Source organism: Citrobacter sp. RHBSTW-01044, from assembly GCF_013781945.1.
Taxonomy (GTDB): Bacteria; Pseudomonadota; Gammaproteobacteria; order Enterobacterales; family Enterobacteriaceae; genus Citrobacter; species Citrobacter braakii.
On sequence record NZ_CP056180.1, the window covers coordinates 1,194,619 to 1,208,240 of the forward strand.

Consider the following 13,622-nt stretch of genomic DNA (forward strand, 5'->3'; position numbering starts at 1 on the left):
TTTAACGTTATGCGTTAGCTTCAGGGCACAATGTGATTTTGTTGCACCAGCTCATCGAGCGTGGTGTGTACGTTCTCCAGCGTTATGAGATTGGTTGAGTGCCAGGTGTTGCCGGTACCGTCGCGGTCGATGGCAATCACCGTGTTGTTACCGTTGGTGGTCACGGTGAGGTAGTTGCCGAGCGTAGCGTTCTGCCCGTTCCAGCCCACCAGCAGGTCGCCGATATCGATTTTGTCGCCCTGGGCCAGCGAGAAGTTGGTCCAGGTATCGGTAGGTCCAACGCCAACATTGCCAACGTTACCACCGGTAGCGTCGTTGGCGTTGAGCAGGTGATAAATCAGCGTATCGCCGTAGACACTGCCGGTAAAACGATCGGCATCCACGGTGCTTACAACCTGCGGATTCATGTTGATGGTCAACGTAGCGGTATCGGTATGCCCATTCTGATCGTTTAGGGTGTAAGTAAATGTCTCTTTGGTGAGGATGGTGGAAAGTGAGACATCGCTGTTGAGGGCGTAGGTGTAATGACCATCAATGCCAATGGTCAGTTTGCCGTACAGCCCGTTAATGATGGCGCTGGTCGTGCTGCTCAGTGGATCCAGCGTGGCGGTGCTACCGCCCGTGCCGTTCACCGTCAGTAAGGTATGCACGCTGGCAATATGGTCCCCGTCATAAATGTTGCCGGCGACGCTGTTTGCCGCGGACGTTTCGACGTTCTGCAGGTCGATTATCGTGCCTTTCACGCCAGGGGTGATGGTGATATTCCCCAGCCCTAAAGCCCCGACGCTGCCGGTGTAGTCGAGTCGATAGTTACCGGGGTGCAACATGATCCCCAGGGCAATATCGATATTGCCGCCAATGAGCAATCCACCGTTGAATGAGTTACTGGCAACCTTGACGTTGTTGCTGTCATACAGCGCCCAGGTGACGGTCAGTCCGCCCAGCGTCAGACCTGAAGCAACGTTAAAATGCAGTATGGCGTTTTGCACCGCCGTTCCCGTCGCGACCTCAATGACGCCAGTGCCATTTTGTGAGGTGGGAGAAAGGAGTTGGGCGTTCCAACTGGCGTTCCCGACGCTGTTGTCAGCAAACAATCTGGAGGTGTCCGCCTGCGTGGTGACCGCCATCGTGCTGCTGATGTCATTTACGGCGTCCAGCGGCTGCGGCGTTGGTTTGATATTCAGCGAGGCGCTGCCGGTATCGCCGTTTGGTGCTCTGACCTTATATACGAAGCTGTCCGGGGTGTTGATACCGTCTGCACCCAGTCCGCTTCTTAGCGTGTAGGTGTAGTTCCCCTTCGCATCGATAGTCAGCGTGCCGTACTGCCCATTAATAGTGGTAGTGCCCGTCCCGTTAACGACGATACCGTTTACTTCGGTGATAACGGTATTGGCCGGAGCTGAGTCGTTGACCAGCAGATTGCCATTGGTTGTCGCACTCAGGCTGTCGACGGCGTAGGTGTGATCGGCCTGAATATTCAGGGTATAGCTGGTCAGCAGCGTCAGGCCGCCGGAAGCGTTAAGCAAGAACAGATAATCGCCACCTGGTAGCGTAATGGTATACGCTGACGAACTTCCGCCCAGTAGGGCGGTGACCCAGTTTGGCTGTACCCGGTACTGCTCATACTGCTGAATTGACTCGTTGAAGCGATAAACATAGAGATCGAAGCCGCCAAGCGTCACGCCGAGAACATTCGCCTGTACGGTCAGCGTGCGGGTTGCGCCATCGTCAACGTTGAACTTAATCGGGTTAGTCAGACCGTTGACCAGGCTGACATCCAGCACATTACCCAGTCCGACGTTGGCGAGCGTGAAGCCAGTTTGTTGTGAAGGCAAGTGGTCAACCGCGATGACTTGCGTTCCGTAAGTCAGCGCAGCTACATCGTCTGCCGCGGTTACCGTACTGGTGGTTGGAGCCTGACCGAGCGTTACCACCAGTTTTGCCGAGGAGTGATCGCTGCCATGCGTCAGCGTGTAGGTGAAACTTTCAGAACGACCATACACTGAGATTGACGTATTGGTCAGGGTATAGGTGTAGCTACCGTTCTGATTGATATGCAGAATACCGTATTTCCCTTGCACACCAATGCCGCCCGCCGGGATATTCACAACGTTGCCGTTACCGTCGGTGATGGCGGTGACCAGCGTGCCGGAAGGCGCATTATCCTGCCCGTTGGCGGGATCGGTATCCGTAATGATGTTCCCGGATTCCGTGGTACCGCCGATGATGGTCCCTGCGCTGGCTTTTACCACTGAGACATCAAGGCTGGTGTATGCCCCGGTCGCCAGCAGGTTGGTGTTGTAGCTGACCACGCGGTAATCACCGCCAGTCAGCCCGCTGTAATTGAGCGTTACGCCCGAGGCGCCCAGGGTGAGCAGGCTGGCGAAGTCTGGTTTCCCGGTATCCACCACCGTTACCCAGGCATTCAGCCCGGTGTCAAAGCGCTGGATAACGACTTCAAGCGTGTTTAACAGCGACAGCACCACGCCGGTCGCGGCGGCATTGATCGTAATGGACCCGCTGCCGCCAGAAGCGATGCTGAAATTAACGCTTGCCGTATCGTTCCCCAGCACGTTGGCGACATTCCCCAACGCATTAACCAGCAGGAAACCATAATCGCTTTGATGATCGGTGCTGACGATAACATCGGTTTGCAGCGGCAGGCTGGTGACGTTGTCTTCAGCCAGCAGTGGCAATACCGGTGCGATAGCGCTTGTCGGCGATGAGGTATTGCCCGCCGCATCGGTCGCCGTGGCGGACAGCGACTGGCCTTCAATTTGGCGAACCGGCAGGTTGACGCTGTAGACACCGCTGCTGTTGGCGATTGCCGTCACGCTGGTGCCGCCGGGCAGGGAGATAGTGACCGTGCTTCCCGCTTCGGCGACGCCGCTGACGGTGCCGCCATCGGCGCTGATCAGTATCGTTGGCGCGGTCGGTGGCGTGGTGTCCACAATCACGCTGAACGAGCTGGACAATCCGCTTGCGCCGTTGGCGTTTGTTGCAGTGGCGGTAAACGCGTGGTTACCTTCGCTGAGCGCCCCGGATGGGGTAAAGCTCCAGATCCCGTTACCGTCTGCGGTCGTGGTACCCATGAGCACGCCGTTGTTGTACAGGCTGACGATGGCGTTAGCCTGCGCCGTTCCGCTGAGCGTTGGCAGCGTATCATTGGTGGTTTTGCCCGCCGCGACGGGCCCCGTGATCGTACCGACGTCATCAAGTACGCTGGCAATAACCGGCGCAGGCGGTACGCCAGTAAACGGTGCCAGAACGTTACCCGCCGTGCCGATGTTGCCTGCGGCATCTTGGGCGCTGACCTGCAGCGTTTGCCCACTGATTTGCGGTGGGTTCAGCGTGAAGGTGAAATTACCGGAGGCGTTGGCGGTTGCCGTGCCGAGCACCGTTCCACCGCTGGAGGTAATAATGACCGTGCTGTTTGGCTCGGCAACGCCGGTGAGCGTGGTACCGTTGGCGTTTACCGCCAGCCCTGTAGGAATGCCCGGGGCGACGGTATCGACCACGATCGCTGCCGCAGACGATATGCCACTGGTATTACCCGCACTGTCCGTTGCGGTGATGGTAAAGGAGTGGGTACCTTGTGCCAGCGCGGTGGTTGGGGTGTAACTCCAGTTGCCGCTGCCGTCCGCTGTCACGCTGATGACAAAGCTGCCGTTATCGTAAATATCGACCCGCGCGTTGGCTTCTGTGGTGCCGTTTAACGTTGGGCGTGCGTCGTTGGTTGGCTGATTAGCGCCAATCGCCCCGGTGTTTGGCCCGACGTCGTCAATAATGCTGCTGATTGAAGGCTGCGTCGGCGCCGTGGTGTCGACCACCACGCTAAAGCCTGCCGTCGCACTGCTGGTGTTGCCCGCCGCATCAGTCGCGGTGACGGTGAAGGTGTGCGATCCATTCGTCAGCGGCGTAGTTGGGGTAAACGACCAACTGTTATTACTTTGCACCAGCGCCGTACCCAGCAGGGTGCTTCCATCATAGATGCTGACGGTGCTGCCTGCCTCGGCGGTACCGTTCAGCGTCGGGCGCGCATCGTTGGTCAGTTGTCCGTTGTTGAGCGCCGCATTGAACACGCCGCCTGCGATATCATCCACCACTGAGACCAGCAGCGGGGCGGATGGCGCAATGGTGTCGACATTAATAATAAACCCGCCGGAGGTGGGACTTACGTTTCCGGCGGCATCGGTGGCGATAGCGGTAAACACATGCTGACCGTTACCCAGCGCGGCAGGCAGATATTCCCAGGTGCCGTCTATCGCCGCAGTTACCGTTGCCAGCAGCGTGCCATTATCGTAAATGGCTACCCGGGCACCGGCTTCCGCCGAGCCGTTGAGTACGGGACGGGTGTCGTTGGTAAAGGCCCCGCTCGACAGCGTTCCGGTTCCCGGCTGCACGTCATCAAAAGCCTGGATAATCGTTGGTGCAAGCGGGGCGACGGTATCAACAACGATGTTAAATCCAGCGGACGTGAGGCTGACGTTTCCGGCAGCGTCGGTGGCTGTCACCGTCAGCGCGTGGTTACCGTTGCCAAGCTCGGTTCCTGGCGTGAAGCTCCAGGCGCCCGTGCCATCCGCTGAGGTAAAGCCGATAAACGATCCGTTATCGTAAACTCTTACCGTGGCATTGGCTTCAGCCGTGCCGCTTAGCGTCGGGAGTGGATCGTTCGTGGCCTGACCGTTGTTCAGATTACCGATCAGCGGGCCGACATCATCTGCAACTTGAGTAATCGCTGGCGTACCAGGCAACACGGTATCCACGATAAGCGTGAAGCTATTGGATGGCTGGCTGGTATTACCGGCGCTGTCGGTGGCGGTGACGGTCAGCGTATGCGGGCCGTTACTGAGTGCATCCGTTGGGGTTAAGCTCCAGGTGCCGTTAGCCCCAACGGTGGTGGTGCCGATGGGCTGACCATCGCTCAGGACGGTAATGGTCGCGCCAATTTCACCGGTGCCGCTCAGGGCCGGACGGGATTCATTCGTGGTCTGCCCGTTGGTTATCGGGCCTGTTGTCGGTGCGGTGCTGTCCTGAACTGTGCTGATGACCGGGATTGACGGGGCAACTGAGTCCAGCTCAATAGTAAACGATGATGATACCCCACCGGAGTTACCTGCCTGATCGGTGGCAACGGTGGTGAATATATGTTGTCCCTGTCCCAGCGGTGCATCCGGTGTGAAGCGCCAGTTGCCTGACTCGTCCACCTGCGCTGTACCGATGGCGACGCCGTTATCACGGATCGTGATGATGGCGCCGATCTCGCCTTTGCCGTTCAGCGTAGGCTGCGCATCGTTCGTCAGTTGTCCGTTGGTCAGCGCTGTATTGCCAGGCTGATCGTCAATTACGGAGGTAATGGTCGGTGCCGCTGGCGGCTGCGTGTCGACGACAACCACAAACGGCGGCGTTGCCGGGCTGATATTGCCCGCGCCATCTGTGACGGTGGCAGTCAGCGAGTGGCTGCCTTCACCGAGAGCAGGCGCAGGCGTAAAGCTCCAGTTGCCGTTTTCATCGCTGATGGTTGTGCCGATGACCGCCCCGTTATCGCGGATGGTAACAATCGAATCCGCCTCGGTAACGCCAGCAAGCGTTGGAGTATTATCGTTGGTCAACTGCCCGGAGGTCAGGATTTGGGTTGTACCAACGTTGTCCGTGACTGTCACAATAGAGGGGGCATTCGGCACCAGGGTATCGACAATGATCTGGAAATCACCGGATGGATCTCCCTGGTTGCCTGCGGCATCTGTTGCGCGAGCGGTAAAGATATGGTCGCCTTCTCCCAGCGGAGCGGTAGGGGTAAAACTCCAGAATCCGTTGCTGTTTACCGTGGTAGTGGCATAAGCGATGCCATTATCGTAAAGGGTGATGGTTGCCCCCGCTTCGCCGGTTCCGTTAAACGTTGGGCGTGAATCGTTGGTAATTTGCCCTTTATCCAACGATCCGGTGCCGGGGGCAATATCGTCAATAATGCTGGTGATAGTTGGCACCTGCGGGGGCGTGGTGTCGATGGTGATTGCGTAGTTGGGCGACAGACCACTTGGGGTACCGTCCACCGTTTGTGAAACCGTGAAGTTATAGGTAATGCCGTTAGTCAGCGCAGTGGGTAGCTGATAACTCCATGCGCCAGACACGGCATCGGCGGTTACCGTGGCGATGGATGCGCCATTTTGATAGATAGTCACCGATGCCCCTGCAGTGGCGGTCCCTTGCAGCAGCGGTAAGGTGTCGTTGGTGGTTTTACCGTTGCCAATCACCCCCATGATGGGCGCGATGTCATCAACGATCTCAAGAGTCGGTGGATGCGGAACGCTGGAGGTAGCGGCGTTAAACGTTGTCGGATCACTTTGATTTCCGGCGGTATCCTGAGCGATGGCGTTGAGCGCCTGACCGGTTGTTTGCGCTGGCGAAATGGTGACAGCAAAGTTACCAGAACCGTCTGCCACCCCCTGGCCGAGAATGGTGTTACCGCTGCGAATAATCACGGTGCTGCCGGCATCGGCCGTACCGCTTACCAGCGTCCCGTTAGGATCTACGCTGGTAACCGTAGGCGTTGCAGGCGGCAGGGTATCGACAATCACCGTCAGCGGGTTATCTGCAGCCAGTGAGTTACCTGCGGCATCCACTGCGCCGAACGTCAGTGTGTGAGTGACGTTCGGCGTGAGGGGAACATCCACACTCCAGGTGCCGTTAGCAGCAACCGTAGCCGTAGCAATTGCGACGGGATTATTGCCATCGAAAATTAACACTGTACTGCCCGGTGTGCCGGTCCCGCTGAGGGTCGGGGTGGTATCGTCCGTGACGCTGCCATTGGTTAGCGAACCGGTAAAGATTCCAACGTTATCCTGAATATCCGTTACCTGCGGCAACGTCAGCTTCGTGTTGTTAACCGTAAACGAAATGCTGTTTGAATTGTCGCTGATGTTACCTGCTGCATCGGTTGCGGTGGCGCTTAATGTGTAGCTTCCGTTCGCCAGCGCAGTCCCTGGCGTAATACTCCAGGTTCCACCAGCCACCGTTGTAGTACCGATTACCGTCCCCCCGTTATACAGGGTGATGGTATCCCCGTCTGAGCCAGTACCGCGAATGGTTGGCGTGGTGTCATCAGTCACGGCATCTGTCGCAAGGTCGCCCGTGACATCACCGACATTATCGTTGGCGGCGATAATCACCGGAGGTGCAGACGGCGTCGTGTCGATGTTCAGTGTTATGGCGTTAGATGGCTGGCTGACGTTGCCTGCTGGATCGGTTGCGGTGAGAGTTACCTGATAACTACCAGGAGCAACCGGTGCTGACGGAGTGAAGCTCCAGGTACCGTCTGCACCTACTGTTGCTGTTCCCTGCAATGGGGGAGTACCAGCAAGATAGAGGGTAATCAGATCCCCGACGTTCCCCGTGCCGCTAAAGGTTGGCGTGGTGTCATTGGTGTTGCCATTAGTGACCACTCCCGTTACCGGAGCCACATCGTCGGTAATGATTGGCGCGGCTGGTTGTGCGGGAGGCGTATTGTCTACTGTCAGAGTAAAGCTTGCCGACGGGATCCCCGTGTTGCCCGCGACGTCAGTCGCCGTGGCGGTAAATTTATGCGGCCCGTCGGCGAGTGAGGTTGGGGTAAATGTCCAGGTGCCGTCTGGCTGTACGGTGACGGTGCCAATAGAACCGCCATTATCATAAATCGTAATCTTCGCGCCGGGCTCGCCGGTTCCGGAGAGTTCGGGATTCGAGCTCTTGGTACTGCTGCCGTTACTCAGCGTTTGTAGATTTGTCCCAATCAGGCCTTCTGCAGAGCTGATAACCGGGGCAACTGGTGGGGTGGTATCAATCGTCAGCGTAAAGTTCCCGGCATTGCTGGCGTTGCCTGCAGCGTCCGTGGCGATAGCAGATAAATTGTGTGCGCCTTCACTGAGCGGTTGGCTGAGTTGAATACTCCAGGTGCCGGCGGGTAAAACCGTTGTGCTGCCAATTGGCGTGGAACCCTCATAGAGGGTGATTGTAGAACCGGCTATTCCGGTTCCTTTCAGCTCTGGTAAGGTATCGTTTGAACGGCTTCCGGAAGACAGATCGATCGGCGCATTCCCAACGTCGTCGGTGGCAGCCAAAATGACAGGATCGCCTGGCGGTTGAGTATCTACGGTAACGCTGACCACCGTGGGTGAGGTGATGACATTACCGGCGGCATCGGTTGCCGATACCGTAAACTGATGAGTGCGATCGCTGAGCACCTGATTTCCCGGAACGGTATAGCTCCAGGTGCCTGAACTGTCGACAAGAATAACCGTCATCAACAGACTGCCATCGTACAGGCTCACCAGTGAACCTGGTTCACCGGTACCCGAGAGGGTTGGCGTGTTATCGTTAGTGACCCAACCGTTATTTGCAACGTTGCCCGTAATGCTGCCAACATCATCGTTAACCAACGTTATTACTGGAACGGTTGGGGCGATGCTATCGACAATAATTTTCCAACTGGCGGCGCTGCTGGTGTTGTTGGCAGCGTCTGTTGCCGTCACCGTAAATACGTGCGCGCCCTGGCTTAGTGCTGCGGTGGGCGTATAGTTCCAGTTACCGTTGTTATCAGCGTTAACGGTCGCAAGCAGGGTGCCATTATCATAAATTTTGACCCGCGAACCTGCTTCGGCGATGCCTTCAATTTTCGGTTTATCGTCGTTGGTTAACCCATTGTTATTGATGGGGCCAGTGAAATCGTCAACATCATCAGTAACGGCAATAATAACTGGCTGGTTTGGTGCAGTGATATCCGGAGCCAACGCGGAGGTAGGCTGACTCTCGTTATTGCTGCTGTCCGTTGCTGTGACGTTTACCGTTTCGCCGTTCTTTTGCGACGGCGCTATAGACACGGTGAAATTGCCGCCGCTGTCAGCCTGGCCTATGCCAATCGGGTTACCGTTGCTGTCTTTAACGGTGACGGTGCTTCCCGCTTCAGCATGTCCGCTTACAGAACCGCCGTCTCCGGCGACGGTGACGGCGGTTGGCGCATCAGGTGCCGTGGTGTCCGGTGCGGTGACAGAGGCGTTGTCGCCCTTGTTACCTGCGGTGTCGGTCGCATTTGCCGTAAGGGTCTCGCCGTTGGTTTGCGGCGGAACCAGCGTTGCGGTGAAATCCCCATCCGTATCGGCAGTTGCCGTACCAATGATATTGCCATCTGGATCCAGAATATTGACCGTACTGTTGGGTTCGGCCTTGCCGGTGACCTGGTCGCCAGTGCCATTAACTAGCAGGTTTGTTGGGGGCTGTGGCGCGGTAATGTCTGGTGCAAGCGCCGTTTCTGGCAGGCTTGGGTTTCCTGCCGGATCGGTTGCGATGGCTTCAATGGTTTCGCCATTGGTCTGTGGTGGGTTAATGGTGATGGTAAATGAGCCGTCCGTTCCGGCGACGCCGCTGCCGATCTGAGTTCCGCCACTGCCGGTGATAACCACGGTATTGCCCGGCTCGGCCGTCCCGGTAACAACAGTGCCATCGGCAGATACGTTCAGATCGTCCGGCGCTGACGGTGGTTGTGTGTCGATGCTGATATTGAACGCTGGTGACATGCCTCCTGTACCTGACTGGTTTGTCGCGGTGGCGGTGAAGGCGTGTAGCTCATCTGATAACGGGGAGCTGGAAGTCCATGTCCAGTTACCGTTACCGTCAGCCAGTACGCTGTCGATAATTGTGCCGTTGTCGTAAATAGTCACCGTGCTGTTGGCGTCGGCAGTGCCAGAGAGCGTGGGGGTATTATCGTTGGTGGCCTGATTATTGCTCAATGGTCCGGTTGAGGGGGCGAAATCATCCATTATGCTGACGATAACAGGCACGCCCGGGTAGCCAGAGTTGGTGGCATTGAAAGAGGTATCTGGCCCGATGTTGCCTGCCTGGTCCTGAATTTTCGCGATCAGCGCTTCACCGTGCGTCTGTGAGGGCGAAATCGCGATGACGAAATTGCCGGTTTGACCGACCGTTGTTGAACCCAAAACCTGATTATTACTGCCGATGATAATGACCAGGCTTCCCGCCTCAGCGCGACCAGTTACCTCGTTACCTTCTGGATTAACGGAGGAAATGACTGCGGCTGCAGGCGGGGTGGTATCAACCGTGAATGTCGGTACGCGCGTTTCCGCGCTCACGTTACCTGCGGCGTCAGTTTGCGTCAGCGTCAGATTGTGAATACCATCGCTGAGCGGAATGTCCGGTGTAAATGTCCAGTTACCATTGTCATCCACTTGGGCCATGCCGATCAGAATGCCGTTATCAGAAATGCTGATGAAACTACCTACTTCGCCTGTACCAGTGAGCGTCGGCGTAGCATCGTCGGTTACGCCGTTATTGGCGATAAAGCCGGTAATGGAACCGACATTGTCGGTTTCCTGAGTGACCACGGGGGCGTCGGGGGCAAGCGAATCGACAATAATTTCCCAACTGTCCGACATGCCGCTGCTGCCAGCACCGTTTGAAGCGCTGACGGTAAACTGGTGTGTGCCGTCTGCCAGAGGAGAGGATGGCGTAAACGACCAGTTGCCGTTGGCATCGATTGTGACCTGGCCTATTTCGACGCCGTTATCAAAAATATGTAATGTGGCATTCGCGGGGCCGGTGCCCTGGAGTGTCGGCGTATTATCGTTGGTGGATTCCTGCTGATTGACAGGGCCAGTAATCAGCTCCTGGTTATCGATTATGCTGGTGATAACGGGTACGTCAGGCCTGTTAGGGGTTGTCGTTGGCGGTGTGCCGCCGTCACCGTCACCATCACCGTCGCCATTACCGTTACCTTCGCCGTTGCCACCGTTGCCATTGCCGCCGCTACCATTGCCGTTCCCGGCATTACCGTTTCCAGCGTTATTATCACTCCCACCACCGCCGCCACCACCACCACCCGCAGCGAGGCCAATCCCGCCAGCGACAGCGATCCCGCCAAGAACCCACGGCCAGACGGCGCCGCCTTCATGATTGCCTTCGGCCGTCATCAGCGGTGTGAGATCGTCCAGGTGCTGGAAATGGAATGCTCCGTCAGTATCCTGAACCCACCACAGTGCGCCATTACTGTCCTCCAGAACAAGTTGGTTTTGCGCTTCGCCTTTTCCGAGGTAGAAATTTTTAATGGTGATGGTTTCACCTGAGCGGAGTGTGACAACCAGATCCTGATTAACGCGCGTGAGTTGACTCACCTCCTCACGCGACACAGACAGTTTCACGATAGAAGGTGAACTGAGCGTAACTTCAGAGGCTTCAACATTTGTGGAAACGCCAGTTAATTTTGATACAACGGCGAGTAGACGCATATGTTCACTCCTGATGGCATGCCGGGAGTATTAATCCGCAACAGCGCGCTGGGAAAATGAGCAGACAGGGGCTCCGTTCATCATAAAGATGAATTTACACATGTAATTTCATTGATTAGGTCACATAGATGTTAGTTTATTGATTAAATACGTCTGGGCCCTTTCGGCTGAATAGTTCTTTCGTATTAGATGATATAGTCAGAAAGAAAGTATTCTGCAACTTATCCATATTAAAAAAGTAATTAGTCATTTGAAAAGGATACTTTCCAGTTTGCTTTTAACGGTTGTTTTCATGGCAACTAATTGTATTTAAATGATTTTGTTTTTATTGAAATGAATGTCAATATAATAAACAATAGTAATAATAGTGTTATTAAATAAATGGAAATATGAATGCTATGGTCTTGAACTTTTATATTATTGGACTATAGACCGCAACGGTAATGGCAGGGGGTTTATTTCATATCTGAACGATTCAGCATAAATAAACTATAAACTCGGTGAATGTATTGTGTGGGTTTCGATAACTAAAAAATAAGAACCAGTCTCAGGAGGAGAGACTGGTCACAGGGGAGTAGCATTTAGCGGCCAGCATTTTTCATGATACGCGCTTTATCTAACTGCCATTCGCGTTCTTTCACATCAGAGCGCTTGTCGTGCTGTTTCTTACCTTTCGCAACGCCAATTTTCACTTTGCACCAGGCATTCTTCCAGTACAACGAAAGCGCAACGACGGTATAACCATCACGATTCATACGACCATACAGGGAGTCGAGTTCACGCTGGTTTAACAACAGTTTACGGGTCCGAGTGGGGTCGCATACCACGTGTGTTGAGGCCACCGCCATTGGCGTGAAGTTGGCGCCAAACAGGAACGCTTCGCCGTCTTTGAGTATGACATAGCTGTCGCCGATGTTGGCTTTACCCGCGCGCAGGGATTTGACTTCCCAACCTTGCAGGGCGAGTCCTGCTTCGAACTCTTCTTCAATAAAGTATTCGTGTCGTGCGCGCTTGTTTAGCGCGATTGTGGCTGAGCCAGGTTTGTGTGCTTTTTTCTTCGTCATAATGCCGCTCAGTATAGGTAATCTGGAATCGAAAAACACCCCATTTCATCCAGCGGGGCGCAAGGCGCTATCTTAGCACGAGTTAGGCTATAGCGTTTTTTTTAGCGGGTGATAAATGGTATTATTTGTGTGATTGATATTGATGGGAATTGTTATGCCTCAGATTAGCCGGACCGCTTTAGTACCCTACAGTGCGGAACAGATGTATCAGCTAGTGAATGATGTTAAGTCCTATCCTCAGTTTTTGCCGGGTTGCACCGGTAGCCGCGTACTGGAGTCGACTCCGGGACAAATGACGGCCGCTGTGGATGTCTCGAAAGCAGGGATCAGCAAAACGTTCACCACGCGCAATCAACTGACCAGTAATCAGAGTATTCTGATGCATCTGGTCGATGGGCCGTTCAAGAAGCTGATTGGCGGCTGGAAGTTTACGCCACTGAGTCATGAAGCGTGTCGTATTGAATTTCACCTCGATTTTGAGTTCACCAATAAGTTAATCGAGCTGGCGTTTGGCCGTATCTTTAAAGAACTGGCTTCAAATATGGTGCAGGCCTTCACGGTTCGCGCGAAAGAGGTTTACAGTGTCAGCGTCGGCTAAAATTGTCGTTGAAGTGGCGTACGCGCTACCCGAGAAACAGTATTTACAGCGCGTAACGCTGCAGCAGGGCGCAACGGTGGAAGAGGCTATCCGCGCTTCCGGGCTGCTGGAATTACGTACCGATATCGATCTCAGTAAAAATAAAGTGGGTATATACAGCCGTCCGGTAAAGCTTGCTGATGTTCTGCATGACGGCGATCGGGTGGAAATTTACCGGCCACTGATTGCTGACCCAAAAGAGCTGCGCAGACAGCGAGCAGAGAAATCCGCTAAAAAGTAACAGACAATAAAAAAGGTGCTCATTGAGCACCTTTTTTTGATCTCTCAAACCTACTTGTTATCGGTCAAAGCGGGTTTGTTATCAATGTTGGTCAATACGCCGCTGCTGTTAAAGGTCAGCGTCAGCGTTTGCTGGGTTACGCCTTCATGTCCAGGTTGCTGACGGAACACATAAAACCAGGTGTTAGTGCCAAAAGGATCGGACATCATTGGTGTACCCAGAGCATAAGCAACCTGCTGTTGCGTCATACCCGTGCGCACTTTAGCGACATCGGTAGGTGTCAGATAATTTCCCTGGTTGATGTCAGGGCGGTAAACCACTCGCTCCAGAGTGGAACAGCCTGCAGTCAACATCAGTAGTACTGCTGCAGCAGCAGTCAGCGTTTTACAGCGCATAGTGATTTGATT

General features: G+C 55.0%; 5 protein-coding genes. 2 read left to right on the top strand and 3 right to left on the bottom strand.

Features of this window, described 5'->3' with window-relative positions:
- Nucleotides 1-20 precede the first annotated feature (20 nt).
- Together HV352_RS05755 and smpB are read right to left on the bottom strand one after the other, a co-directional pair.
- Nucleotides 21-11,273 carry a BapA/Bap/LapF family large adhesin gene (locus tag HV352_RS05755; RefSeq protein WP_181635281.1) on the bottom strand — a complete coding sequence of 3,751 codons (11,253 nt, stop codon included), beginning with the start codon at nucleotides 11,271-11,273 and terminating at the stop codon, nucleotides 21-23.
- A gap of 581 nt (nucleotides 11,274-11,854) precedes the next feature.
- Complete coding sequence (smpB, locus tag HV352_RS05760) at nucleotides 11,855-12,337, bottom strand: SsrA-binding protein SmpB (protein ID WP_003031211.1); 483 nt, start codon at nucleotides 12,335-12,337, stop codon at nucleotides 11,855-11,857.
- Nucleotides 12,338-12,491: 154 nt separating this feature from the next.
- Here smpB and ratA point away from each other — a divergent pair, with 154 nt between their 5' ends.
- Nucleotides 12,492-12,935, top strand: coding sequence for a type II toxin-antitoxin system toxin RatA (gene ratA / locus HV352_RS05765; RefSeq protein WP_003031213.1), 444 nt, complete (start codon nucleotides 12,492-12,494; stop codon nucleotides 12,933-12,935).
- Entirely contained in the window at nucleotides 12,919-13,215 is a 297-nt protein-coding gene (locus tag HV352_RS05770) for an RnfH family protein (protein WP_003839823.1), read from the top strand. Before ratA ends, HV352_RS05770 begins: the two co-directional genes overlap by 17 nt.
- 50 nt (nucleotides 13,216-13,265) lie before the next feature.
- On the opposite strand, the gene bamE is transcribed toward HV352_RS05770, so the two are convergent.
- On the bottom strand, nucleotides 13,266-13,610 hold the full coding sequence (gene bamE, locus HV352_RS05775; RefSeq protein WP_003826401.1) for an outer membrane protein assembly factor BamE: 345 nt from the start codon (nucleotides 13,608-13,610) through the stop codon (nucleotides 13,266-13,268).
- Nucleotides 13,611-13,622: the final 12 nt, after the last annotated feature.

What these genes read in the sequence shown, in the direction of transcription:
- ratA (WP_003031213.1), top strand. Translation starts at nt 12,492, where the DNA reads ATGCCTCAGATTAGCCGGACCGCTTTAGTACCCTACAGTGCGGAACAG.
- bamE (WP_003826401.1), bottom strand. Translation starts at nt 13,610, where the DNA reads ATGCGCTGTAAAACGCTGACTGCTGCTGCAGCAGTACTACTGATGTTG.
- HV352_RS05755 (WP_181635281.1), bottom strand. Translation starts at nt 11,273, where the DNA reads ATGCGTCTACTCGCCGTTGTATCAAAATTAACTGGCGTTTCCACAAAT.
- smpB (WP_003031211.1), bottom strand. Translation starts at nt 12,337, where the DNA reads ATGACGAAGAAAAAAGCACACAAACCTGGCTCAGCCACAATCGCGCTA.